The sequence below is a fragment of the Duganella rivi genome (genome assembly GCF_009857435.1).
GTDB classification, from domain to species: Bacteria; Pseudomonadota; Gammaproteobacteria; order Burkholderiales; family Burkholderiaceae_D; genus Rugamonas; species Rugamonas rivi.
This window is the reverse complement of sequence record NZ_WWCK01000003.1, coordinates 340375-365208: the sequence shown is the minus strand read 5'-3', so window position 1 is coordinate 365208 and position 24834 is coordinate 340375. Positions and strand designations below refer to the sequence as shown.

19 protein-coding genes are annotated in these 24834 nt (G+C 62.7%); 13 read left to right on the top strand and 6 right to left on the bottom strand.

Annotation, left to right across the window (positions count from 1 at the left end; all coding sequences use genetic code 11):
* Positions 1-2: 2 nt before the first annotated feature.
* Together GTP45_RS10235 and GTP45_RS10230 are read right to left on the bottom strand one after the other, a co-directional pair.
* The gene (locus GTP45_RS10235) at positions 3-410 is read right to left on the bottom strand and encodes a DUF2141 domain-containing protein (protein ID WP_161013770.1); all 408 of its coding nucleotides are present in this window, start codon (positions 408-410) and stop codon (positions 3-5) included.
* Between the two features lie 81 nt (positions 411-491).
* Positions 492-2177, bottom strand: coding sequence for a PAS domain-containing hybrid sensor histidine kinase/response regulator (locus GTP45_RS10230; RefSeq protein WP_229258401.1), 1686 nt, complete (start codon positions 2175-2177; stop codon positions 492-494).
* Between the two features lie 117 nt (positions 2178-2294).
* Between GTP45_RS10230 and GTP45_RS10225 the strand changes: the two genes are divergently transcribed.
* From GTP45_RS10225 to GTP45_RS10180, 10 genes are all read left to right on the top strand, one after another.
* Positions 2295-5843: a CHASE domain-containing protein gene (locus GTP45_RS10225; protein ID WP_161013768.1), complete on the top strand. Its 3549-nt coding sequence runs from the start codon at positions 2295-2297 to the stop codon at positions 5841-5843.
* Between the two features lie 127 nt (positions 5844-5970).
* Entirely contained in the window at positions 5971-7518 is a 1548-nt protein-coding gene (locus GTP45_RS10220; protein ID WP_161013767.1) for a cbb3-type cytochrome c oxidase subunit I, read from the top strand.
* Between the two features lies 1 nt (position 7519).
* Positions 7520-8107, top strand: a complete 588-nt coding sequence (locus tag GTP45_RS10215; RefSeq protein WP_161013766.1) for a cbb3-type cytochrome c oxidase subunit II — start codon at positions 7520-7522, stop codon at positions 8105-8107.
* Entirely contained in the window at positions 8104-8688 is a 585-nt protein-coding gene (locus tag GTP45_RS10210) for a c-type cytochrome (protein ID WP_161013765.1), read from the top strand. Before GTP45_RS10215 ends, GTP45_RS10210 begins: the two co-directional genes overlap by 4 nt.
* Complete coding sequence (locus tag GTP45_RS10205; RefSeq protein WP_161013764.1) at positions 8660-9313, top strand: SCO family protein; 654 nt, start codon at positions 8660-8662, stop codon at positions 9311-9313. The genes GTP45_RS10210 and GTP45_RS10205 overlap by 29 nt, the downstream gene beginning before the upstream one ends.
* Positions 9310-9912 (top strand): hypothetical protein, encoded by a 603-nt coding sequence (locus GTP45_RS10200; protein ID WP_174821649.1) that lies wholly within the window; start codon positions 9310-9312, stop codon positions 9910-9912. Before GTP45_RS10205 ends, GTP45_RS10200 begins: the two co-directional genes overlap by 4 nt.
* Positions 9854-10231, top strand: a complete 378-nt coding sequence (locus tag GTP45_RS10195) for a group III truncated hemoglobin (RefSeq protein ID WP_161013763.1) — start codon at positions 9854-9856, stop codon at positions 10229-10231. Before GTP45_RS10200 ends, GTP45_RS10195 begins: the two co-directional genes overlap by 59 nt.
* Before the next feature lie 16 nt (positions 10232-10247).
* A complete protein-coding gene (locus tag GTP45_RS10190; protein ID WP_161013762.1) occupies positions 10248-10529 on the top strand; it encodes a TehB family protein in 282 nt (93 codons plus the stop codon).
* A gap of 228 nt (positions 10530-10757) precedes the next feature.
* On the top strand, positions 10758-11960 hold the full coding sequence (locus GTP45_RS10185) for a hypothetical protein (protein ID WP_166454582.1): 1203 nt from the start codon (positions 10758-10760) through the stop codon (positions 11958-11960).
* Between the two features lie 10 nt (positions 11961-11970).
* Positions 11971-12381, top strand: a complete 411-nt coding sequence (locus GTP45_RS10180) for a type 2 periplasmic-binding domain-containing protein (protein ID WP_161013761.1) — start codon at positions 11971-11973, stop codon at positions 12379-12381.
* A gap of 5 nt (positions 12382-12386) precedes the next feature.
* Here the strand turns inward: GTP45_RS10180 and GTP45_RS10175 are convergent, their stop codons facing one another.
* Positions 12387-13772: an MATE family efflux transporter gene (locus tag GTP45_RS10175; protein WP_161013760.1), complete on the bottom strand. Its 1386-nt coding sequence runs from the start codon at positions 13770-13772 to the stop codon at positions 12387-12389.
* Between the two features lie 151 nt (positions 13773-13923).
* Between GTP45_RS10175 and GTP45_RS10170 the strand changes: the two genes are divergently transcribed.
* The 3 genes from GTP45_RS10170 to GTP45_RS10160 are packed head-to-tail and all read left to right on the top strand — an operon-like array spanning position 13924 to position 21208.
* Entirely contained in the window at positions 13924-15033 is a 1110-nt protein-coding gene (locus tag GTP45_RS10170) for an ABC transporter substrate-binding protein (protein ID WP_161013759.1), read from the top strand.
* A gap of 11 nt (positions 15034-15044) precedes the next feature.
* Entirely contained in the window at positions 15045-19100 is a 4056-nt protein-coding gene (locus GTP45_RS10165; protein ID WP_161013758.1) for an EAL domain-containing protein, read from the top strand.
* A complete protein-coding gene (locus tag GTP45_RS10160; protein WP_161013757.1) occupies positions 19097-21208 on the top strand; it encodes a TonB-dependent receptor plug domain-containing protein in 2112 nt (703 codons plus the stop codon). Before GTP45_RS10165 ends, GTP45_RS10160 begins: the two co-directional genes overlap by 4 nt.
* An 11-nt stretch (positions 21209-21219) precedes the next feature.
* On the opposite strand, the gene GTP45_RS10155 is transcribed toward GTP45_RS10160, so the two are convergent.
* The 3 genes from GTP45_RS10155 to GTP45_RS10145 are packed head-to-tail and all read right to left on the bottom strand — an operon-like array spanning position 21220 to position 24759.
* A complete protein-coding gene (locus GTP45_RS10155) occupies positions 21220-21876 on the bottom strand; it encodes a hypothetical protein (RefSeq protein WP_161013756.1) in 657 nt (218 codons plus the stop codon).
* Positions 21876-23279 (bottom strand): alkaline phosphatase, encoded by a 1404-nt coding sequence (locus GTP45_RS10150; protein WP_371874444.1) that lies wholly within the window; start codon positions 23277-23279, stop codon positions 21876-21878. The genes GTP45_RS10155 and GTP45_RS10150 overlap by 1 nt, the downstream gene beginning before the upstream one ends.
* 19 nt (positions 23280-23298) lie before the next feature.
* Complete coding sequence (locus tag GTP45_RS10145; RefSeq protein WP_161013754.1) at positions 23299-24759, bottom strand: alkaline phosphatase; 1461 nt, start codon at positions 24757-24759, stop codon at positions 23299-23301.
* Positions 24760-24834: the final 75 nt, after the last annotated feature.

The following is a 24834-nucleotide window of genomic DNA, read 5'->3' as shown; positions in this document are numbered from 1 at the left end:
GTTCAGCGCAGGTTGACGCTGACCGTGGCGCCGCCGGCCGGCAGCGCTATTCGCGCATCGTCAAAACCCGGCGCGCCGCGCTTGCCCATGGCGTTATTGCTAAAGGCATAGTCCTCGATCGGCATGCCAACCAGATTGCGATCCAGTTTGCCGTTACCGTTGGCGTCGTGATAAACGGCCAGCGCATAATCACCGGCCGGCAAATCCGGCACCACCAATTGCACCTTGCCGCTCTGCGCAGGCACGGCCAGTGCGCGCACTGGCTTCACCGGGAAGGTATCGGCAGAGTTGAAAACCGCGATCATGATCTGGCCATCTGCGTTGGAAACGCCGTCCACGTTGACGGTCAGGTTGGCGGCAAACGCCGGTGCGGCAACGGCGAACAACAAGGCAAACATCAATCGGGACATGCTGGGCTCCTGTGTGGATAAAGTGTGAGCTCACTTTATCCATTGCCCCGCCTCGGCGTGCGGCCGTGCGACGAAATGGCGCTAGCTGGCGCGAATTGCAGCCCAGTGGCGCGAAATGGTGTCCAGCATTTGCTCGACGTCGACCGGCTTGGCGATGAAATCGTCCATGCCGGCGGCGATGCATTGATCCTGCTCCGACTGCATAACGCCTGCCGTCATGGCCAGGATCGGCAGCGTCAATCCCAGCTGGCGGCGCGCCTGGCGGGTGGCCTCGAAGCCGTCCATCACCGGCATCTGCACGTCCATCAGCACCAGGTCGTAGTCGGCAGCGTGTTCGCGCAGGCGATCCAGCGCCAACTGGCCGTTCTCCGCCAGATCCACGCTGGCGCCGGCGTGCTCCAGCATGCCGCGCGCCACCACCTGGTTGAGCGGATGATCTTCCACCAGCAGCACGCGCAGGCCACGCAAGCGTGGAGCAGCTTCCGCCGGCGGCTCTGCTTCGACCAGCGGCGCAGGCTCCGGCAACAGCCAGCCCTCCGTCGCCGCGCCTTGCCACAACGGCGCATCCAGCTTTGCTTCTGCATCGCCGACGGTAAACGGCAGCGTCACCACAAACTCGCTGCCCGCCCCCTGCATGCTGCGCACTGAAATTTCGCCGCCCATCAGCTCCGCCAAGCGGCGGCAAATGGCCAATCCCAGGCCGGTGCCGCCGAAACGCCGCGTGGTCGAAGCGTCGGCTTGACTGAAGGCGGTGAACAAGCGCCTCTGCTGCTCGGAGTCCATGCCGATGCCGGTGTCGCGCACCGAGAAGCGCAGGCGAGCGCCCTGGCCCTGATCGGGCGCGGCCAGCGCGGCCCGCACCGTGACGCCGCCACGTTCGGTAAATTTAATGGCATTACCCACCAGGTTGATGAGTATCTGCTGCAAGCGCATGGCGTCGCCCACCAGCACCGGCGGCACCTCGGCGTCGGTGCTGGTCGATAAGCTGATGCCGCGCGAAGCCGCGTTGACCGTCATCACATTGGTAACCGCATCGAGCAGTTCGCGCAGGCGGAACGGCGCGGGCGACAGCTCCATGCGCCCCGCCTCGATCTTGGAAAAGTCCAGCACATCGTTCAAAATCCCCAGCAGCACCTGCCCGGAGGAGCGGATCATCCCTACATACTCCTTCTGCGTGTGGCTGAGCGGCGTATTCTCCAGCAGGTAGGCCACGCCCAGCACCGCGTTCATCGGCGTGCGGATCTCGTGACTCATATTCGCCACGAATTCGCTCTTGGCGCGGCTGGCCGCCTCGGCGCGCTGCTCGCTGTTTTTACGGTCGGTGATGTTCATCGCGGTCAGGTAGAAGCCGGCCACCTTGCCGTCCTTGCCGACGTCCGGCACCAGGTCGACCAGGAAGTGGCGGATGCCGTCTTCGCCATGGAAGTCGCGTTCGTAATGCAAGCGACGCCCGGACAGCGCGGCGTGCAGATCCTCGAGCCACGGTTCGGCGGCCGCGCCGAATACTTCGCTGACGGTCTTGCCGATCATGTCTTGCGGGTCGATGCCCCACTGGGTGCGGTAGTAGGCATTGGCGAAGCGGTAGCGCAGGTCGCGATCCAGATAGGCGATCAGCAGCGGCAGCGTATCGGCCAGCACGCGTGCACGCCGCTCGCTCTCGCTGCTGCGCTGTAGCGCGGCGTCGCGCCAGGCTTTCTGGCGGACGTGGCTTACAAGGGATAACAGCCCAACTAGTACGGCGAATACCACCGAGATCGCGACAATCAACGCATCCTCTCTATAAATAAGATAAGAAAATATACCCTGCGCGTGGCGAGAATGCCAAACCATTATGACAATATTTACGCTATAGTGGCTCATCGTTGACAACCCCGCGAACCCGCCATGCGCGCGTTGATGCTTCTCACGCTGTGCTACGCCCTGATTGCCCGCGCCAGCCTGTTGCTGGCGTTCGCGCATACTAATGCGACCCCGGTCTGGCCGCCGTCCGGCATCGCCTTCGCGGCGCTGCTGTTGATCGGCTATCGCGCCTGGCCGGCTATCTTCTTGGGAGCCTTGCTCGCCAACCTTGCCACCTTCCACGCCAATGGCGTGCCGTTTGACGTTACGGTGGCCGTGGCCTCGCTGATTATCGCCAGCGGCAATACGCTCGAAGCGCTGGCCGGCGTGTGGCTGGTGCGGCGCTACTTCGACGTGAAGCAGCCTATGGGCCAGCAGCAGAATGTCTACAAATTCGCCGTGGTAGCGATGGTGATGTCGATGGTCAGCGCAGGCATAGGCAGCACCACGCTGGTGATCAGCGGCCTGGCGCCGGCAGCGGCGTACAGCACCATCGCGCTGACCTGGTGGGTCGGCGATACGGCCGGCGTGCTGCTGGTCGGCCCGGCGATCCTGGTCTGGTGCGTGCGCCGGCGGCCGCGCTGGAGCTGGCGCGGCGCCCTGGAAATTGCATTGTCGCTGATGGCGCTGTTGCTGCTGTCGCTGGCCGTCTTCGGCCGCCGCTATTCGTATGCCGATGGGTTGGGATGGCTGCCTTACTTGTTCGTGCTGGCGATTGCATGGTCGTCCTACCGCCATGGACTGCGCGGCGCGAGCCTGGTTTGCATTGTCGCCGCCGGCGCTGCGGTGCTGGGCACCATCAATGGCCGCGGCCCATTCGCCGTCGGCACCCTGAATGACGCCTTGATCGCGCTGACCAGCTTCATCATGCTGTGCAGCCTGATCGCCATGGTGCTGTGCGCGGACGCCAGTGAACGCAAGCGCGCCGGCGATGTCGTCAACTACAGCGCCGCGCAATGGGGCACGCTGCTGATCGGCGTCGGTCTGACGGTGGCCGTATGGCACCTGCTGGCAGCGGGCGCGGAACGCCGCGCCCAGGAGCAGTTCGACGCCGAGTGCGCCGACATCGCCAAGCGCATCAGCCGCCGCATGACACTCTACGAATCCGGCCTGCGCGGCGCCCAGGCGCTGTTCAAGGCACAGCAGGAGCCGAGCCGCGATCAATGGCGCGATTTCGTCGACGGCATGGACTTGACCAATAACTTCCCCGGCGTGATGGGACTTGGTTACGGCATGTACTTGCGCGCCGACCAGCGCGCCGCCACCGAGCACGATATCCGCAACCAAGGCTATGAGGACTTCCGCATCTGGAACAACGACCAGAACGCCAAAGATCCCGGCATGTCGGCGGTGGTGATGTATCTCGAGCCCTTCGCCGGCCGCAATCTGCGCGCCTTCGGCTACGATATGATGTCCGAGCCGACCCGCCGCGCAGCCCTGCTGCAAGCGGCGCGTAGCGGCATGCCAGCCATGACCGGCAAGGTGGTGCTGGTGCAGGACGATCAGCAGGCCGGCTTGCCGGGCTTCCTGATGTACTTCCCGATCTACCGCAAATATGTAGGCCTGACGCCTGATAGTTCGGCCCACCAGCGCATGGCAGCCTTGCAGGGCTTCGCCTATAGCCCCATCCGCGCCGACGAATTGATGCGCGACCTGCTGGGCCCCGCCGACAGCACCGTGCGGCTGGAGATTTTCGACGGCGCCCAAGCCACGCCGTCCGCGCTGTTGTATGCAAGCCAAAGCGAAACGGCCGACGCGCAGCAGTATCCGAATCCGTACCAGCGCACCATGCCGCTCGAGCTGCTGCGTCACCGCTGGACGCTGCGCTTTGCCTCGCAGCCCGCATTTGAAGACTCCGTCGATCGCCAGAAGTCGCACATCGTGCTGCTGGCCGGCGTGATTATCAGCCTGCTGTTCTTCGGCGTGGTACGGGCGCTGACGGCGCGCCAGGCCTACGCCACGGCGCTGGCGCGGCAGATGACCGGCGCACTGCGCGAATCGGAAAGCTCGCTGATCGCCGCGCGCGATCAAGCCGAAGCGGCCAGCCGCGCCAAGAGCGAGTTCGTCGCCAACATGAGCCACGAAATCCGCACGCCGCTCAACGCGGTGCTGGGCATGACCCACCTGCTCAGTAATACCGCGCTGTCGGCCGAGCAGTTGAAGTACGTGGAGATGATCCGCTCCTCCGGCAATTCGCTGCTCAGCATTCTTAATGACGTGCTGGATTTTTCCAAGATCGAAGCGGGCCGCATGGAACTGGAGCCGATGCCGTTCCAGCTGTCGTCCATGCTGGAAGCCGTTGCCACCATCATGACGGTCAACGCCGGCGAAAAGGATCTGGAACTGGCCATCGGCGTGCAGCCAGGCGTGCCGCAAGCGCTGGTCGGAGACAGCCATCGCTTGCAGCAGGTGTTAATCAACCTGGTCGGCAACGCCATCAAGTTCACTGAAAAGGGTTCGGTCGCGGTGCTGGTGGAATTGGCCGAAGCCCCGGCCACGCTGCGCTTCACGGTGCGCGACAGCGGCATCGGCATCGACGCTGAACGCTTATCCCAGCTGTTCGCGCCCTTCTCCCAGGCCGATGCCTCGATGACGCGCCGTTTCGGCGGCACCGGCCTGGGCCTCGCTATTTCACGCCGCATCACCACCTTGATGGGCGGGTCTATCGATGTACGCAGCACGCCCGGCGCAGGCAGTGAATTCATGCTCACCGTTCCGCTGCAAGTCAGCGCCGACACCCTGCCGTCCATCGGCCCGGTGCAGCATCTGCTGGTGATCGACGACGACAGCGTCAGCGCCGATTACCTTTGCCGCAGCATCCGCTCACGCGGCTGGAGCTGCGATAGCGCGAGCAGTGGCGAGCAGGCCTTGACGCTGCTGCGCAATCAGTCGGTGCGTTACGACGCCGTGATGGTGGACTGGAATATGCCCGGCATGAACGGACTCGCCACCATGCAAGCCATACGCGCCGACGCAGCCATCGCGCGCGTTCCGGTGATCCTGATGATCAGCGCCTTCGGCCAGGGCAAGCTGCTACACACCGACGGCGCGCAAATGGCCGACGCTGTGCTGCTCAAGCCTGTCACCACCATCCGCTTGGCAGAGACGCTGCAACAGGCGCAGGCCAGCGCGCGTGAAGCCGGCCATGCCGTCGGCGCCGCGCCGGTAGCCGATGCCGACGCCGGCGGCCAGCGGCTGGACGGCGTGCGCATCTTGCTGGTGGAAGACAATCCGGTCAACCAACTGGTGGCCAACAGCATGCTGACCTACGCCGGCGCCGTAATCGATGCGGTGGACAACGGCCGCGCCGCCGTCGAACGCCTGCGCACCGAGGCGCACCGCTACGACCTGGTACTCATGGACGTGCAAATGCCGGAGATGGATGGCTTTGAAGCCACCACCAAGATCCGCTCCGAACTGGCGCTGCACCTGCCAGTGCTGGCGATGACGGCCGGCGTCATGGAGTCGGAGCGCGAGCAATGCATCGCCTGCGGCATGAACGACTTTATCGCTAAACCAATTGACGTCGATGAAATGTTGCGCGTCATCGCGCGCAATCTGCCTGCGGCGCTGAAGGCGGCCGGCAGCCGTTAAGGAGTTCCAGCATCCCTCTTTTAGGGGTATTGGCTAATGTGGTCATTCTTTTATCATGAAACGCAGTTGTATAAGTTCGATATTTAATGTAGTATTTCATATGAATCTTTAAGCCACCGCCAAAATCATGGATACAGTCACGATACTTTTGTCCTCGTTTGTGCTATCGATTACCGGGCTGTTTGTTTTTATCTGGTCACTGCGCAAACGCCTGTTCGATCCCTCGTCGGAAGCGGCCGAGGTCATTTTCAATCCCGGCGAAATCGGCGGCTCGGTGCCGCCGGACCGCGAAGCGGCCGACCGCTCCACGGCCGTTATTACCTTTGTGTTCCTGTCATGTGCCGTGGTGTGGCTGATTGCAGGCTCGCTGGCGGGGCTCACCAGTTCCATCAAGCTGCACGAACCGGACTGGCTGGTGCAGCAGGCGTGGCTGACTTTTGGCCGCATCCGCACCATCCACCTCAACATCATCGCCTATGGCTGGGCGCCGATGGCTGCCTTCGGCGTCGCCTACTGGCTGCTGCCGCGCTTGTTGAAAACACCGCTGCTCGGGGGGCGTTACGCCATCCTTGGCTGCATGCTGTGGAACGCCGGCCTGATTGCGGGCGTCGGCTGCATCGCCGCAGGCATCAGCGACGGCATGGAATGGCTGGAGATTCCGTGGCAAGTGGACGTGCTGATTGTGATCGGCGGCGCGCTGATGGGACTTCCGCTGGTGTACACGCTCCAGGCGCGCAAGGTCGATCACTTGTACGTGTCGGTGTGGTACATGGGCGCCGCGCTGTTCTGGTTCCCCATCCTGTTCTTGATCGGGAATCTGCCGGCCACCCACTTCGGCGTGCAGCAAGCGACCATGAACTGGTGGTTCGGCCACAATGTACTGGGCCTGTTCTACACGCCGATGGCGCTGGCCTCGGTCTACTACTTCCTGCCCAAGATTATCGGCCGTCCGGTGCAGTCGTACAATTTGTCGCTGCTCGGCTTTTGGACGCTGGCCTTCTTCTACGGCCAGGTCGGCGGCCACCACTTGATCGGCGGCCCGGTGCCGGGCTGGCTGATTACGCTCTCCATCGTGCAAAGCGTGATGATGATCGTGCCGGTGATCTCGTTCTCGGTGAACCAGCACTTGACCATGCGCGGCCACTTCTCGCGCCTGATCTACTCGCCGACGCTGCGCTTCATCGTCTTGGGCGGCATGATGTACACGCTGAGTTCCATCCAAGGCTCGATAGAAGCGATACGCGCGGTAAACCGGGTGGCTCACTTCACCCACTTTACGGTGGCGCACGCGCATCTTGGCCTGTATGGTTTCTTCACCATGGTGATGTTCGGCGCGATTTACTTTGTGATGCCGCGCGTGATGGCATGGGAATGGCCATATCCAAGCCTGATTGCGGCGCACTTCTGGCTGGTGGTCGCGGGCTTCGCGGTGTACTTCATCGGCTTGACCATCGGCGGCTGGCTGCAAGGCCTGGCCATGCTGGATGCCGCCAAGCCGTTCATGGATTCGGTGACGGTAACGCTGCCTTACCTGCAAAGCCGTTCGCTGGGCGGCGCCGTGATGACGCTTGGTCATATCGTATTTGCCGCTCACTTCCTCGCCATGGTGTTCCGTTACGGTCCGGCGCGTACTGGCGCGGCGCTGCTGCACACCTCCAAACTGGCTGGAGCCTGATATGAATGACGAACTCAAACTCCTGAGCGGTGCCATGGTTACGCTGGCGCTGGCGACTTCCGCGCTGGTGGTGGTGCCCTTCCTGCAATTGAAACCGGTGGAGCCGCCCAAGGCGCTCAAGCCTTACACCTCGGCGCAGCTGCGCGGGCGCGAGGTGTATATCGCCAACGGCTGCATCTACTGCCACTCGCAGCAGCCGCGCGACCGCGCGTTTGCGCCGGATGATAAGCGGGGCTGGGGCCGCGCCTCGGTGGCCGCAGACTACCACTACGACAAACCGCACCTGCTGGGCACCATGCGCACCGGGCCGGATTTGTTCAACATCGGCGCGCGCCAGCCTAGCCAGGACTGGCATCTCGGCCATCTGTATCAGCCGCGCGCCTACACGCCGGGTTCCGTCATGCCCGCCTATCCGTTCCTGTTCGAGGTGAAGGAAAAGGCTGAACCGGGCGATCGGGTACTGACGCTGCCGCCGGGCTACAAGCCGCCCGGCAAAGTGGTGGTGGCGCGCCAGGAGGCGCTGGACTTGGTGACCTACATGCAGGGACTGGATCACACCTATCCCGTCTTTGAAGGGAAACTGAAATGAACAACGATGCGCGCGCGCGTGAAAATCCCGATCCGTATGAGCGCAATCGCCCGGTGCCGCGCCTGGTGCTGCTGGTGGTGTCGGCGCTGGTGATTTGGGCGGTCAGCTATATTTTCCTAAATGGCGGCAATGATGCGCCGGAACTGGGCGATCAGCGCACCTATGCCACGCTTGAAGGCAAGCCCGCCGCTGCCGGCGGTGCGGCCGACGGTGCACAGGTCTACACGGCCAATTGCGTCGCCTGCCATCAAGCCAGCGGCGTGGGTTTGCCCGGCGTGTTCCCGCCGCTGGGCGGCTCGGAATGGGTACTGGCGGCAGACAAGGTGCCGGTCAATATTTTGCTGCACGGCGTAGTCGGCAAGCTGACGGTCAAGGACGTGGCTTACAGCGGCCAGATGCCGGCCTTTAAAGATAAGCTGAATGATGCCGAGATCGCGGCGGTGCTGACCTACATTCGCACAAACTTCGGCAACAGCGCGGGCAAGATCGCGGCGGAGGCAGTGAAGGCCGAACGTGAAGCGGGCAAGGATCGTAAAGATCCATGGAATGGCGATGAAGACCTCGCAAAACTCAAAGAGTAAATCACTGCGGCCCACGCTGGCAGCCTTGCTGCTGGTGTGCGGCTTAGGCGCAGCGGCCTTGCATCAAGGCTCGATGGGCTTTGAGGTGGTGTCCACCGAGGACGGCCGCCGCCTGGCCATCAGCCGCGAGCCGGTGCCGGTGCCGAATGTGGCGGCGCATGCGGATGGCCGGGTGGCGATCGTCAGCTTTATCTACACCAGCTGCAATGCGGTGTGTTCGGTGCTGGGCACAGAGTACCAGCAGATGCAGGACGAGATCCGCAAGCGCGGTTTGCAGGATGACGTGCGGCTGCTCAGCATCAGCTTTGATCCGCGCGACACGGCGCCGGTGCTGGCGGCGTATGCGAAACGCATGCACGCCGATCCGGCACTATGGCGCATGATCGGCTTTGAGCGCGAAGATGAACGCAAGGCGCTGCTCGATACGCTTGGCATCGTCGTGCTGCCCGCGCCGATCGGCGAGTTCCAGCACAATGCTGCCTTCCATTTGATCGACCGCGAAGGCCGGCTCGCGCGCATCACCGACTTTGAGCATCCGGCGCAAGCACTGGAGCTGGCCGTCGCCATGGCGCGCCGCCCCGGCCCGGCGCCCGCCTCCCACCTCGCGCTCGGAGAAACGCGATGAGTGCGCGCCGCATCATCGCTGGCGCAGCTTGCCTGCTGGCTGCCCTTCTGCTGCGCGACTGGCTGGAAGCCGCCATGCTGCGCCACATGCTGCTGCAACTGCCGATGATCGTCGCCGCCGGCTGGCTGCTCGCACCTGCTGCGCGCGGGCTGCATCGTTTGGCCATCTTCGACCAGCACGGCGTCACCGGCCTCACCGCCCTGCTCTTGGTCAGCGCCTACTGGATGATCCCGCGCGCGCTGGAGCTGAGCATCACCAGCACACAAATCGAAGCCGCCAAATTCCTCTCCCTGCTGGCGTTGGGCGCCATCCTTCCCGGCTCGCTGCAGCGCGCCAACTGGATCGTCCAGCTGTTCTACATGGGGAACCTGTGCTGGATGACCGCCATCGCCGGCATCCAATACCAGAACATGCCGCAACGCCTGTGCAACGCCTACCTGCTGGATGACCAAGTCACCACCGGCGTCGCACTGGTGGCCGCATCCATCGCCATTGCCCTTGTCTGGGGCTGGCGCCTTCACACAACCAGAGAAGTACATCATGTCACAACTAGCACTCAACGAAGAATCAATCACCACGCTGGTCCACGAATTTTATGACGGCGTGCGCGCCGATCCTGAACTCGGCCCCGTCTTCGACCAGGCCATCGGCGAAAACTGGACGCCGCACCTCGCCCGCATGGTCGACTTCTGGTGCACCGTCATGCTGAAAACGCGTGGCTTCCAGGGCAACGTCTTCGGCAAACACATGCTGCTCAACGGCGTCCAGCCGGAGCACTTCCAGCGCTGGCTAAAGCTGTTCGATGCTGCCACCAAGCGCTTGTTCAGCGCCGAAGACGCCGCCGAATTCCAGGTCGTCTCGCGCCGCATCGCCGCCAGCCTGCAATACGGATTTTTCGGCGAAGTTAAAGTCGCCTAACCCAAGGAACACCACCATGAAAAGCATTCCCGATACCGCAAGCCACTACAAGAGCACCGCCGTCTTCACCGAGGACAGCATCCCGGCCGCGCTGCAACGCAGCCACACCACCGCCGCCGGCGTGTGGGGCCGCATCACCATCCTCGAAGGCAGCCTGCTATACCGCATCACCGACGCCCGCGTCCCGGCGGAGGAAGTGCTGCTGACACCCGAGCAGCACGGCGTAGTCGAGCCGCAGATCGAACACGAAGTAAAGCTGGTCGGCCCCGTGCGTTTTCAAGTCGATTTTCATCGCTAACGCGACAACGTCGAACGGGGGAATTGTGTCATTCGCATGCAACTCGGCCAGCATCGCCGCCCTATGAATTTCGTAGATACCCTTTAGGTAAGCTTGCTGTTTGCATCATATGATAGCGCTCGCATCTTGCAATCCGTTGCCTCCCCACAACGGAATTGTGACATTTCCTGGAAAAACACCCATACTAAAAAAGCAGTTCCACAACAACAATCATGGAGGGGAGACACGATGAAACAACCCACGCTCGCCGTTAGCACCTTAGCGATCCTCAGTACGCTCAGCCTCACCACCCATGCGCAAGATGGCATGCCCATCACCGTCAGCGGCTTCGGCACCGCCGCACTCACCGCCACCAATACCGACATGGCGGAATTCAACCGCACCAACCAGGCCGCCGGCGTCGGCAAAGATGCGCGTCCCGGCGTCGACTCCAACCTCGGCCTGCAAGCCACCGCCAAGTACAGCGACACGGTGTCGTTCACGCTGCAAGGCCTGGTGCGCAAGAACGGCAATAACGATCAATACGGCGCCGAGCTGGCGTGGGCCTTCGCCAAGATACGCCTGAACGACGACTTCTCGCTGCGCCTCGGCCGCATCGGGCTGCCGGTGTACATGATCTCTGACGTGCGCAACGTCGGCTACGCCAACACCATGCTGCGCCCGCCAAATGAAGTGTACCGGCAGGTTACCGCCGACAATGCGGACGGCGGCGACCTGATATACCAGCACAGTTTCGGCGACAGTACGCTGACTGCACAGGTGGCGTATGGACGCACCAAAGTGCGTGCGCCGGGCAACTACTACCTCGAATTCAAGCCGGTGTTCTCCAGCCAGCTGCTGCTGGAAAACGGCCCTTTCACCTATCGTATCGGCCATTCGCGCGCCACCTTCGGGCTGTATGACAACGCCAGCCTGAATACGCTGGTCGCCACCGTGCGCGGCGCAGGCCTCACTTCCGTACTGGCCGAGATTCCGCTGACCGATGTGAAAGGCACGTTCAACTCGGCCGGCATCAGCATGGACTACAACAACATCATCGGCCAGGCCGAATACGCCAAGCGCAAGACCGATACGCGCCTGGTGCAGGACACCAGCTCCTGGTATTTGATGCTGGGCTACCGCTACGGCAAGTTTGTGCCTTACGTTGTGCACGGCGACGTGAAGCAGGACAGCCGCCGCAGCTTCGCATCGCTGCCGACCACCGGCCCGCTGGCGCCGCTCAGCGCCGCCATCAACGGCGCGGTCAAGGCCGGCCTGCAGTCGACTACCGGCGTCGGCTTGCGCTGGGACTTCTACAAGTCCGCCGCGTTCAAGGTGCAGGTGGATCGCATCAAGACGCGCGAGGGCAACGGCTACTTCGTCAACGCCAAGCCGGGTTTTGCGGGTAGCTCCGTCAACGTTTATGCCGCAGGCATCGATTTCGTCTTCTAAGGAGAATGCCATGCATAAGATTATCGGCAAGCTGCTGCTGGCGGCTGGAGTATGGCTGGCCGCAGCCCCAGTATTTGCGGCGGAAATCGTCGTTATCGTCAATCCAAAGAATCCGGCCACGCGCATGTTCAGTGAGCAGGCGGCCCAGTTCTTCCTTGGTAAATCAACGCTGTTCACGCCCGTCGAACACACCGACGGCGCGCTGCGCAACGAGTTTTACAAGAAGGTGCTGGACAAGGACAGCACGCAGGTAAAGGCTATCTGGTCTAAGCTGGTGTTCACCGGGAAGGCGTCCGCGCCCAAGGAGTATGGCTCCAGCGCGGAAGTGAAGAAGGCGGTGGCGGCCGACACCAGCGCTATCGGCTACATCGAGAAATCGGCGGTGGACGATAGCGTGAAGGTGATCCTCACGGTGCAATAAGCGCCCTAGCCTTCGACCACGACGATGTCCGTCCGCAGCCGCTTGCGCGAACGCCGCGCATGCGGCACCCAGGCGTGCGTCTGCCAGCGCCGCCACATGATGAGGCCACGTATCCATTCATCGGCGGCGTAAGCGATCCACACGCCGGGCAAGCCCCAGCCCAGCACCACGCCCAGCAGCCAGCTGCCGCCGGCCAGCACAAACAGCATCGAGAAGGCGCCCGCCATCACCGGGAAGCGCGCATCGCCCGCCGCCCGCAGCGCGTTAATCACCACCAGGTTGAAGGTGCGTCCCGGTTCCAATATCACCGTAATCCACAACAGCGTCGCGCCGGCGGCGAGAATTTCGTGATCCTGCGTGAACCATCCCAATAGCCAGCGGCCGAACAGCGCAGCGCAGGCGGCAATCAGCACGCACACCACCAGCCCGCGCGCCAAGGAGCGCTTGACCACGCGATGCGCCTCGCGCAGCTCACCGGCGCCGATCAAATAACCGACCACGATTTCCACCGCCAGCCCGGTGGCGATACTGAACATCATCACGCCGCCCATCAACTGCAGCACGTAGGCCTGCGTTGCCAGCGCCTTCGCGCCCAATTCCGCCGCCGTCGCCACGCTGACCATGAAGGCCAGGCGCCACGCGATATTCTCGGCGGCTCCCGGCAGGCCAATATGCAGCACGGCCGACAGCTCGCGGCGCGGCAAGCGCCACCAGTCGTCGCGCGCCACCGTGATCTGCAAATGCACGCGCCACATCATCAAGTGCAGCACCAGGCCAACCACGCGGCTGATCGTCAGCGCAATCGCAAAGCCGGGTAGCCCCAATGCCGGTAGCGGCCCCCAGCCGTGCATCAGCAGCAGCGCCAACGCAAAGTGCGTGAGGTGCATGATGATCAACACCACCAGCGTGTCGCGGGTGCGCAAGTGGGCGCGCATCACGCCGGCCATGGAGGCGTTCCATGCGTCGAACAGCATGGCCGGCCCCAGCGCGACCAGGAATGGCGCGGCCAGCGGGAAGACTTCAGCGGGCGTATTCAAGAGGTGCAGCAAGCCGTTCGCGCCAACCATCGCGATCAATCCGGTGACCGCGCCTAGCCAGGTGCTGGCGCCGACCACCGCGCACGCGACTTTGTTGGCAGCCTCGCGCTGGCCGCCGCCGAGATTCTGCGTCACCACCACACTGACGCCGGCGCCGATGATGCGGAACAGGATGAACAACGCCGCCGACACCTGGCTGGCAATCGCAAACGCCGCTCCCGCTTCGTCCGAAATACGCGAGGCCAGCGCCGTACCGACCACGCTGGCGACGATCGCCAGTCCAAGCTCGACCAGCAAAGGCCACGCAAGGTTGAACATGGGCGGCGTCTGGATCGGCGTTTTGGAGATGGGCATAAGAAAATTATACCAAATGGAAGCGCTTCCATTGTCTCAAACCAACAACGTTAATTGCGTGATTTTCTTTCCGTTTTGGCAAAGAGCCGACTTATACTATGAAAGCATCTGAACGGCACTGTTCGCCTGAAGATGCAGTAACGGTAGCCTGATGAAAAATATTACAATTGCCCTGTTTGCTGCGGTAACGCTGCTGATCTCGGGCGGCGCCGCGCAAGCGACCGGCTCCGCCTTGCAATCGAGCGCCATCGTCGCCACTGCCGTCGCCGAGACCGGTATGCTGATTGAGCCGCTGGATGTGGTCACCATCCCAGCGCCGCTGCGTCCCGACGTGCGTCCCGTCACGCTCGCCCAGCTGGAAGATCAATTGCGCCGCCCGGAGCTGCAAGCTTCGCTCAACAAGGGCAGCATCGCGGTGGTCTATCCGAATGTGGAGGAGCCGTTCCGCTCCGCTTTCCTCGCCATGATTCAAGGCATAGAGGATCGCATCAAACTCAAAGTGCGCGCCTACCCTGTCGATCCGAAGGTCGATACGGCCGAATTAAATAACACGCTCAAACGCAGCGGCACCAAGGTGGTGATCGCGCTGGGCCGCCAGGGCTTGAACGCGACCGCTGGTTTCGACCGCGAGATCTCGGTGCTGGCCGGCGGCGTGCTGCTGTTGTCGGAGTCCGAGAACGTGATGGGCATCAGCATGACGCCTGATCCAGCCATGCTGTTTTCGCGCCTGCGCGTACTGCTGCCGGAGCTGCGCCGCATCGTCGTGGTCTACAACCCGCAGAAGTCGGACTGGCTGATCAAGCTGGCACGCGAGGCGGCCAAGGCGCAGAACATCGAATTGTCGGCCCATGTGGCGGGCGATCTGGCCAGCGCCGCCAAGCTGTATAGCCAGTTGATTTCAGGCGCGGACAATCGTCACGATGCGGTCTGGCTGCCGCACGACAGCACCACGGTGGAGGAAAGCACCATCCTGCCGCTGGTGCTGCGCGAATCGTGGAATAGCAATCTGCCCGTATTCTCCAGCAATGTGCTGCACGTGAAAAAAGGCGCGCTGTTTGCCATGGTGCCGGATAACGTGGAGCTGGGCCGCACGCTGGCCGCATCGGCCATGGGCGTGATTGCCGGCGAAGTTCGCCGACGTCCGCTGGTGCCGCTGCGCGAGCTGCACACCGCGATTAATCTACGCACCGCCAGCCATATCGGCTTGAATCTGGGCGCGCTTCAGCAGCGCAGCTTTGATTTCGTGTATCCGCAACCGTGAGCACGATGACCATGATTCGTCAATTCTTACGCCGCACCGGATTCCAACGCCAGCTGACCATCATGGTGTCGGCGGCGATTTTGGGACTGGCCGTGTTCTCGGCCTTGATGAATGCGTGGGCCGCCAATTCGCGCATGCGCGATCACTTTGTCGATCAAGGGCAGCGGATTGCCGATAATCTGGCGCGCCAAAGCACGCTGGCCTTGTTGTTCCACTCTGCCGAGAATGCGCGCGACGTGGTGAACGCCACACTGGCCTTCCCGGATGTTGCGGGCTTGCAGATTATGGATGCGCGGCGTTCGGTGCTGCTGTCGCGCGCGCAGGGCGGCGCCAAGCTGGATCCTTCCATTTTTGGCGCTCCTCCGCCGTCGCATGCCGGCATGGCTGGCGAGAATGCGGATGGCTGGGTGTTTGTCGCGCCGGTGTATGGCGGACAGTCGGAGGCCTCTCCTTTTGAATTGCAAGAGCATCAGCAGCAGTTGCTCGGTTATGTGCATGTGCAGCTGTCTAAAGCCACGCTGAATAAACTCACCTGGTCTCTGCTGCTGGGGAATCTTGGTTTGACGCTGTCCTTTGCGGTGGTATTGCTGGTGCTGGCGCGTTTGCTCACGCGCCATATGCTGACTCCTTTGAATGCTTTGTCACGCTTGATGCGCCGCGCGGAGTCGGGCGAATCCGGCATGCGCGCAACGCCGGCCGGCCCGCGCGATCTGATCGAGATGGGCCAGGCATTCAACCAGATGATGAATGTGCTGGAACAGCGCGAGGCGGCCGCCGTCAATATGGCCCAGATGAAGGCGCAATTTGCGGCAACCGTCAGCCACGAAGTGCGTACGCCGCTCAACGGCGTGGTCGGCATGCTGGACATGCTGAAGGAAACGCGCTTGACGCAGCGGCAGCAGGAGTTTGTGGACGTAGCGTGGAACTCCTCGCGCACTTTAATCGCGCTGATTAACAACATTCTGGACTTCTCCAAGATGGAGGCCGGCAAGCTCGCGCTGGAAGAGACCGAGTTTAGTCTCGCCGCCCTGCTTTGCGAGACCACGGAACTGCTGGCGCGTCCGGCGCAGCAAAAAGGTGTGGGCGTAAGCTGGAATATGGCGGCCGATGTGCCGGATCGCGTGGTCAGCGATGCGCTCCGCCTGCGTCAGATTCTGATCAACCTGACCGGGAATGCGGTCAAGTTCACCGAGCATGGCGAGGTGGTTATCAATGTGGCGCTGGCTGCTGATGACCCGCTGGTGCTGCGGTTTGAGGTGCGCGATAGCGGCATCGGCATGAGCCAAGAAGTTCAGCAGCGCCTGTTTGAAGCGTATGTGCAGCCGGATCCAAGTACCACGCGGCGTTATGGCGGCACCGGCCTCGGTCTGGCTATTTGCAAGCAGTTGGTTGAGCTGCTGGGTGGCGAGATTCGTGTGCAAAGTGTGTTGGGCAGCGGGACGACGTTCAGCTTCTCGATTGCATGCCGCGCGGCGGCGAGCCAGCCCGTGGCCACGCAAGTGGCGGCGGCCACCGTGTTGCACGCGCCTCCGCGCGCCCTGCCCGCGCGCCAGTTCCGCGTATTGATCGCTGAAGATAACCGCACCAATCAAATGGTCGCTGCCGGCATGCTGGCCATGAACGGCTGCGTGTGCGAATTTGCTGCCGACGGCGTGGAAGCGGTGCGCGCCGCGCAGCGCGAGCGTTTCGATTTGATTCTGATGGATTGCAGCATGCCGGAGATGGACGGCTACGAAGCCACCGCGCACATTCGTCTGGCGGAACAAGCGCTGGGCCGCCGCACGCCGCTGGTGGCGATGACCGCCAACACGCAAATCGGCGACGCCGAAAAATGCCTGGCCGCCGGCATGGACGACTACCTGGCCAAGCCGATCACGCTGGTCGAACTGCGCCACAAACTGGAAAAATGGCTGCCGCACGGCGGCGCAATTGCCGCACCTTCCGTCGACGCTCCCCTGCCGGCCACACGCTCGCCGGCGCTGCGCGGCTCCGGCACGGCGCCAGTAGACCTCGACGTCTTCGACAAGCTGCGCGAAGTGCTGGGCGACTCGCTGCCGCACGCCGTCACGCCCTATCTTGAAGACACGCCGGCCTGTCTTGCCGATCTCGCCCTGGCCATCCGCAACGGCGACATGAATACCGCCCGCATCCGCGCCCATGCACTCAAAGGATCGTCCGGTAACTTTGGCGCAGACGCCCTCGCCCAACTGGCACTGCAAGCGGAACAACTCGCCGCCGCCGGCCAGCCGGAACTCATCCTTCCCCTGCTGGCGCCGCTGAACGAACAATACCAAAACGTCGCCGCGTTCCTGCGCGCAGAGCTGAGCTACACCGAGCCGGATGGCCTGCACACAAGCGAAGACACGCCGCAAGTGCTGGTGGTGGACGACGACCGCAGCACCCGCAGCACCTTGCGCCACACGCTGCAGCGCGACGGCTTCCGGGTCGAAGAAGCTTCCGACGGCCAGCAAGCCTTGGCCATGCTGGCCCGCTTCCAGCCGGACGTGATCCTGATGGACGCCATGATGCCGGTGATGGATGGCTTCACCGCCTGCGCGCGCATGCAGGAGCTGCCGAACGGCGCCGACATCCCGGTACTCATGATCACCGCGCTGCAAGACAACTCCTCGGTGGAACGCGCCTTCGCCGCCGGCGCCAGCGACTACATTCCAAAGCCGATCCACTACGCCGTGCTGTCGCAGCGCGTGCGCCGCATCATCGAAGCCAATCGCGCCGAGAAGCGCATCCGCCACCTCGCCTACAACGATGTGCTGACCAATCTGCCGAACCGCACCCTGTTCTTCGAACTGCTCGGCAAAAGCATCGAGCATGCGCGCAGCAGCGGCCAGCAAGTGGCGGTGCTGTTCATGGATCTCGACCGCTTTAAATACGTCAACGACAATCTGGGCCACGCCGTTGGCGACCGCTTGCTGCAAGGCGTGGCGCAGCGCGTGCGCCAGACCGTGCGCGCGGCCGACTCGGTGGCGCGCCTCGGCGGCGACGAATTCACCGTCGTCCTCAATGAACTTGATAGTCCGGCTTCCGCCGCCACCGCTGCCCACAACATCGTGCGCGCGCTGTCCGCGCCGTTCCCGATCGACGGCCACGAAATCTTCGTCACCGCCAGCGTCGGCATCGCCATGTTCCCGCACGACGGCGGCGACGTCGCCACGCTGGTCAAGCACGCCGACAGCGCCATGTACCGCGCCAAACGCACCAACACCGGCTTCCAGTTCTACGAATCGTCGATGGAGCATTCGATCTCCGAACACGTGCGGCTGGAAAGCGACCTGCGTCGCGCCATGGAACAGCAGCACCAGCTGGAAGTGCACTACCAGCCGCAGGCCTGCCTGAAAAGCGGCCGTATCGTCGCTATGGAAGCGCTGGTGCGCTGGCGCCATCCGACGCGCGGCATGATTGCACCGGCCGATTTCATTCCGCTGGCCGAGGAAACCGGCATCATCAACCAGATTGGGGACTGGGTGCTGCGCACCGCCTGTACGCAACTCCAGCACTTCATCTGCAGCGGCTTGCCGGAGATGCGCGTGGCGGTCAACCTGTCGGTGCGCCAGTTGCTGCAAAAAGACTTTGCCGCGTCGGTGGAAGCGGCGCTGGCCGATACCAACCTGCCGCCGCATTTGCTGGAACTGGAAATCACCGAAAGCACGCTGATGGAAAATGCGCAGGACACGCTGGCCGCCCTGCATCGCCTGCGTGAAATCGGCGTGCGCCTGTCGATCGACGATTTCGGCACCGGCTACTCGTCCTTGTCCTACCTGAAGCGCTTCCCGGTCGATATCATCAAGATCGACCGCTCCTTCGTGCACGACCTGCCGCAGGATACGGATGATGCAGCCATCGTCAGCGCCATCATCGTGCTGGCCCACAGCCTGCGCCTGGAAGTGGTGGCGGAAGGCGTCGAAACCGATGCGCAACTGGCCTTCCTCGCGGATCGTTCATGTGACCTGATGCAGGGCTACCACCTGAGCCCTGCCATCCCGGCCGATCAATTTGCAGAATTAGCGAGACGTTCAATCAAAAAAACAAACACGGAGATAGCATCTTGAAGAAGTCGAGCGCCCAACGGCTGTACCTGACCGCGGCACTCACCCTCCCGCTAATTCATACCCATGCCTACGCCGGCCCGTCGGCCGACGAGGAGGAAATGGCGCTGGTCTACGGCGCGGGTGACAGCGTCAGTATCGCCACCGGCAATCTGCAAGCGCTGCGCCGCGCGCCGGCCGTGGCGTCAGTGGTGACGGCGGCCGATATCGCCGCCATGGGTGCGACCGATCTGGATCAGATCCTGGAAAGTGTGGCCGGCATCCACGTCAACCGCACGCCGAATAGCTACTCGCCGCTGTACGTGGTGCGCGGCATCGTCAGTCCGTACACGCCGCAAATCCTGATGCTGCAAAACGGCGTGCCGATCACCACTGCCTATGTCGGCAACAAGGGCAATATCTGGGGTAACTTCCCGGTCGAGCATATTGCGCGCATTGAGATTATTCGCGGCCCCGGCTCGGCGCTGTATGGCGCGGATGCTTTATCCGGCGTGATCAACATCATCACCAAGGGCGCGAATGAAACCGCAGGCACCGAGATCGGCGCGCGCGCCGGCTCGTTCAGCACATACGATGGCTGGGTGCAGCACGGCGGCAAAATGGGCGATGTCGATGTCGCGGCTTATCTGCGCGTGGGCTCGACCGACGGCTTCCACCGCACCATCGAAGCCGATGCACAAACGCGCAACGACGCACTGTTCAAAACCGACGCCTCGCTGGCGCCGGGCCAATTGAATACACAGTTCAAGTCCATCGACGCCAATCTGGACTTGGTCTACAACCAATGGCGCGCGCGCTTTGGCTACAAAAAGCGTTACGACATGGGCACTGGCGCGGGCATCGCATCGGCGCTGGATCCGGTCGGCCGCCAACAAGGTGAGCGTATCACCGGGAGTCTAAGCTGGGCCGAGCCGCAAGTAACGCAAGACCTTGGACTAGGCGCCAACTTGAGCACCCAGTTTTATTCTCAAGAGATGCCGACCCTGTATCGCCTGCTGCCGCCGGGGCTCGTGCTGCCGACCGGCGCTTTCCCGAACGGGATGATCGCTGCGCCGGAAACCTGGGAGCGCGCCGTCCGTTTGTCCGCTTATGCCGATTATGGCGGCCTGCCTGGACATCATCTGCGCCTGGGCGTCGGCCACGACGACATCAATTTGTACCGCACGCGCGAGTACCGCAACTTCAACTACACCGCCAACGGCACGCCGATTCCGCTGCCGTCCGTGGTGGAGACTACGTACACCACGCCTTTCCTGCGCCCGCAACGGCGCAGGATCGATTATGTCTACCTGCAGGATGAATGGAACTTCGCGGCCGATTGGAATCTGACGACCGGCGTGCGGCACGATCAATACTCGGACTTTGGCGGCACCACCAATCCGCGCATGGCGCTGGTATGGGACGCCAGTTTCGACCTGACCGCCAAGCTGCTGTACGGCCGCGCCTTCAGGGCACCGGCGTTTGCGGAGAGCTACGGCATCACCAATCCGGTGGCGCTGGGGAATCCGAATCTCAAGCCGGAGCGCAATGCGACGACAGAGCTTTCGTTCGCATGGCAGGCGCGTACGGATGCCACGGTCAACCTGACCTTCTATCACTACGATATGAAGAACATCATCCGCACCGTGCCGAATGCGCTGGCCGGCACCGGCGCGACGTACGCCAACGCCGGCAACCAGAAAGGTCACGGGATCGAACTGGAATCCAGTTGGGTGGTGACGCGCGACGTGCACTTGTCCGGCAACTACGCGTGGCAGCGTTCGACCGATGAAACCACCAACACCGACGCCGGCTATGCGCCGCGCCATCACCTATATGGCCGGGCTGAATGGGCTTTCGCCAGCGGCTATCAATCGAGCGCGCAGATGAACTGGGTGGCGGGCCGCCAGCGCGCCTTCGGCGATCTGCGTCCGGCGCTTGGCGACTACACCACGCTGGATCTGACCATCGGCACGCGCAATGGCCGCAACCAGTGGAACTTCTCGGCGGCGCTGCGCAATGTCTTCAACACCGACGTGCGCGAACCAAGTCCGGCACCGGGCCTGAACCTGCCGCACGATTTACCGATGGCGCCGCGTGCGTTGTCGATTCAGGCTTCGTACAAGCTATAGGCAGTTCCTGGCTAGTCGAGGAAGTCCGAGTATTCCTTCTGCGAGTAGCCTTTCAGCTTTTGCCACGGCAGGTCGCGGGTTAGCGTCGGCTGGACGGTCAGCTCCATGCGATTGAAGAAGGTGGCGGCTTTATCGCCGCTTTCAATCACCAGCGGCACTTGACGCTGGTCGTCCCACAGCACGCGCTCGAACAAGCCCTTGTCCTCGCGTTCGCGCCAACGAGCGCCAGCAACGGAGGAGACACGCGCAGTCACCGGCATCGCCTTCAAGCGCTTGCTGTCCAACAGGTAGTAAGCGTGATCCCACGAACCGTCGAAGCTGACGTTGTCATACTCCGCCGGCGGCACGCGCACCACTTCCTTCGCATGCGCATCGACGAATTCCACGCGCGGCTTGCCGTTCTCCAGGATCACATGACGCGGCAGCACCACGTGGTTGAAGTGCTTGTGCGGCGCGCCGTTGCTATGCTCCTCCACGTGCGCCGGCAGCACGCGCGAACTCCACACGTGGCCAGCGCGGCGCAGCATCTTCTCTTCGTAGCGCGCCTCGCGAACCACGCCCTCCGCCGTGACGACCTTGCTGTAATAAGCAATCTTCACATCAAGGTCGGTCGCGGCGGCGGAACCGGCCACGCATAGCGCGGCCATCAACAAAGTCACACGTTTCATCAGAATCCAAAGGCCGATTTCAACAGGCTAAACACCTTGGTGTTGTCCAGCGTGCCCTTGAAGGTCTTGGAACCGGCGCCGGTAGCGAACAGCTTGACGTCGCCGCCGCCGTGGGTCTCGCTAGCCAGGCGCACACCGGTCTCCTGCAGATAGTTATCGGCCAGTACGGTCGCGCTGTCCAGATTCACGCGGGTGTTAGGACGATTCGGGCCGTTACCAAACACCAGCGTGGTGTAGGTATTGCCGTCCGCGTCTTTGCTTGGCTGATTGTCCTTGTAGCCGCGATTGATGTCGAGGATAGGATTGCCCTTCTTGCCATAGCCGTTGAACGCCAGCGTGTGATCGTGGTCAGCGGTGACCACGATCAGGGTATTGGCCAAGGTTGGATCGGTCAGCTTGGCTTTCTCCAGCGCGGCCTTGATGGCGTCATCGAAAGCGATGGTATCGGTCAGCGCGCGCTTGGCGTTGGTGCCATGCAGTGCGTGGTCGATACGGCCGCCTTCAACCATCAGGAAGTAGCCGTCCTTATTTGCCGACAGCAGCTCCATGGCCTTGACGGTCATCTCGGCCAAGCTAGGCTGCGTTGCACCTTCGCCCAGCGGCGGCGTGGCGGTGCGATCCAGTTCATATTCGAGGTGGCTCTTGGTGCTGTACAAGCCGATGAACTTCTTGCCGGCGCTGGCAGCGTTCATTTCGGTCTTGTTGGCCGCCACGACGTAGCCCTTGGCCGCCAATTCGGTCAGCAGGTTGCGGCCATCCGCACGGCCTGCGGTGTTGGTGGCGCTGTACGGCGTGAAGTGATTGCGGCCGCCGCCCATCAGCACGTCCACGCCGTCGCCCAGCGCGGCGTTGTAGCCTGCACCGCCGGGCACCACTTGCGCCGCAATGTGGTACTGCGCGTTGCGGTTGCAGATGTGCGAGAAGGTGGAGGCAGGCGTCGCGTGAGTCAGCTCGGTGGTGGTGATGGCGCCGACTGCCTTGCCCTTGGCCTTGGCCAGTTCCAGGATAGTCACCGCCGAAGTGCCATTGCCGGCCGCGCAGTTGTTCACGCCCAGATTGCCGTTGGCATCCTTGCCGGGATTGGTGGCAACCGTTTCCGGCGACATCGAGATGACTTCGTTATTCATCTTCACGCCGGTCATATAGGCGGCCATCGACGGTGCGCTGTCGGTGGTTTGCGCGTCGTTCGAGTAGGTCTTGATGCGGGCCGTGCGTTCCAGCGTATCCATGGTCAGGCTGCCCGCTTCGCCGTACTTGTAGATGCGCGAGGCGGTAATGGTCGACGGGCCCATGCCGTCGCCGAGGAAGAAGATGATGTTCTTGGCTTCACCCGCTGCGTAGGCAGCTTGGGCGAAGGACAGCGTCAGCGCGGCGGCTAAGAGAGTACGTTTCATGTGCGAGATTCCGTTCTTAAAGTGTGACTTACAGGCCAGCTGCGCTCTTCACCAGGTTGAAGACCTTGGTGTTGTCGATGGTGCCGTTGAAAGTGTCCGCACCCTTGCCGATGGCGCCGAGGAAGACGTCGGTGCCGCCGTGGGTCTCGCCGCCGACAGCCACGCGTACCACTGCTTCCTGGTGATATACGTTGCCGCTGGTGACGCTATCGTCCAGCGACGACTGGCTGGCGCGGCTAGCTTGTACGCGGTTCTCGCCGTTGCCGAAGCCGATGATCGAGTACGGTGCGCCGTCCAGGTCTTTATCCACTGCGCCGGTCACGTAGTTCTTCACCACGCCCAGTACGCCGGCGTTGCTGGCAGTGGTCTTGCCGGTGCGCTTGGCATAGCCGTTCAGTACCATGGTGTGGTCGTGGTCGGCGGTGACCACGATCAGGGTGTTGGCCAAGGTTGGGTCGGTCAGCTTGGCTTTGGCGATAGCGGCCTTGATGGCGTTATCGAAAGCGACGGTGTCTTGCAACGCTTTCTTGGCGGTGGTTTCGTGCAGGCCGTGGTCGATGCGGCCGCCTTCGACCATCAGGAAGTAGCCCTTGGCATTGCGCGACAGTACGTCCATGGCCTTGGTGGTCATCTCGGCCAGGCTAGGTTCCTTGCCCGGGTCGCGATCCAGGTCATAGCTCATGTGACTGGAGGTGAACAGGCCCAGCAGCTTGTCGGTCTTGGTGCCGTCGATGGCGTTGAACTCGGTGCTGTTGCTGGCGTAGGCGTAGCTCTTGGCTTTCAGCTCGGCGATCAGATCGCGGCCGTCAGCGCGCTTGCCGCCGTCCTTGACTGGCTTGAAGAACTGGCTGCCGCCGCCCATCAGCACGTCGAGGCCGGTGGCGCCGAGCGCGCTGTTGTAGCCGGCGCCGCCCGGCACGGCTGCGGCGGCGATGTCGTTTTCCAGGTCGCGGTGGCAAATGTGGGCGTAGGTCGCGGCCGGGGTCGCGTGGGTAACGCGGGCGGTGGAAACGACGCCGGTACCTAGACCGGCGGTCTTGGCCAGTTCAAGCAGCGTGATGGCCGGAGTGCCGTTGTTGGCGCCGCAGTTGTTACCGAGCTTATTGCCGGCCGAATCGGTGATCGGATCGATGGCGACGGTGTTCTGCGACATCGAGATTACTTCGTTATTCATCTTCACGCCGGTCATGTAGGCGGCCATCGATGGCGCGCTGTCGGTGACCTGGGCGTCGTTGGAGAAGGTCTTGACGAACGCCGTTTCCGGCAGCGTGTCCATGGTCAGCTCGCCGTCTTCGCCGACGGAATAGATGCGCGCGGCGGTCATGGTGGTCAAGCCCATGCCGTCACCGAGGAAGAAGATGACGTTTTTCGGTGCGGCGGCTACCGGGGTGGTTGGAGGCGTGGTGGTAGCGGGCGCATTGTCGCTGCTGCTGCAAGCAGCCAGCAAGGCCGCGCTCAATCCAGCGATGAAAATAGACTTGCGGTTCATATCGTCAATCCGGCTTGTTATAAAGGCTTGCAAGATAACAAACGTTTGTGACCAGACTATGACGCTGCGATACAT

Excerpts from the sequence above, each read along its gene's own strand:
- GTP45_RS10210 (WP_161013765.1), top strand. The coding sequence starts at position 8,104 with ATGAACAACGATGCGCGCGCGCGTGAAAATCCCGATCCGTATGAGCGC.
- GTP45_RS10235 (WP_161013770.1), bottom strand. The coding sequence starts at position 410 with ATGTCCCGATTGATGTTTGCCTTGTTGTTCGCCGTTGCCGCACCGGCG.
- GTP45_RS10195 (WP_161013763.1), top strand. The coding sequence starts at position 9,854 with ATGTCACAACTAGCACTCAACGAAGAATCAATCACCACGCTGGTCCAC.
- GTP45_RS10155 (WP_161013756.1), bottom strand. The coding sequence starts at position 21,876 with ATGAAACGTGTGACTTTGTTGATGGCCGCGCTATGCGTGGCCGGTTCC.
- GTP45_RS10180 (WP_161013761.1), top strand. The coding sequence starts at position 11,971 with ATGCATAAGATTATCGGCAAGCTGCTGCTGGCGGCTGGAGTATGGCTG.
- GTP45_RS10220 (WP_161013767.1), top strand. The coding sequence starts at position 5,971 with ATGGATACAGTCACGATACTTTTGTCCTCGTTTGTGCTATCGATTACC.
- GTP45_RS10225 (WP_161013768.1), top strand. The coding sequence starts at position 2,295 with ATGCGCGCGTTGATGCTTCTCACGCTGTGCTACGCCCTGATTGCCCGC.
- GTP45_RS10175 (WP_161013760.1), bottom strand. The coding sequence starts at position 13,772 with ATGCCCATCTCCAAAACGCCGATCCAGACGCCGCCCATGTTCAACCTT.
- GTP45_RS10215 (WP_161013766.1), top strand. The coding sequence starts at position 7,520 with ATGAATGACGAACTCAAACTCCTGAGCGGTGCCATGGTTACGCTGGCG.
- GTP45_RS10145 (WP_161013754.1), bottom strand. The coding sequence starts at position 24,759 with ATGAACCGCAAGTCTATTTTCATCGCTGGATTGAGCGCGGCCTTGCTG.
- GTP45_RS10190 (WP_161013762.1), top strand. The coding sequence starts at position 10,248 with ATGAAAAGCATTCCCGATACCGCAAGCCACTACAAGAGCACCGCCGTC.
- GTP45_RS10170 (WP_161013759.1), top strand. The coding sequence starts at position 13,924 with ATGAAAAATATTACAATTGCCCTGTTTGCTGCGGTAACGCTGCTGATC.
- GTP45_RS10165 (WP_161013758.1), top strand. The coding sequence starts at position 15,045 with ATGATTCGTCAATTCTTACGCCGCACCGGATTCCAACGCCAGCTGACC.
- GTP45_RS10185 (WP_166454582.1), top strand. The coding sequence starts at position 10,758 with ATGAAACAACCCACGCTCGCCGTTAGCACCTTAGCGATCCTCAGTACG.
- GTP45_RS10205 (WP_161013764.1), top strand. The coding sequence starts at position 8,660 with ATGAAGACCTCGCAAAACTCAAAGAGTAAATCACTGCGGCCCACGCTG.
- GTP45_RS10200 (WP_174821649.1), top strand. The coding sequence starts at position 9,310 with ATGAGTGCGCGCCGCATCATCGCTGGCGCAGCTTGCCTGCTGGCTGCC.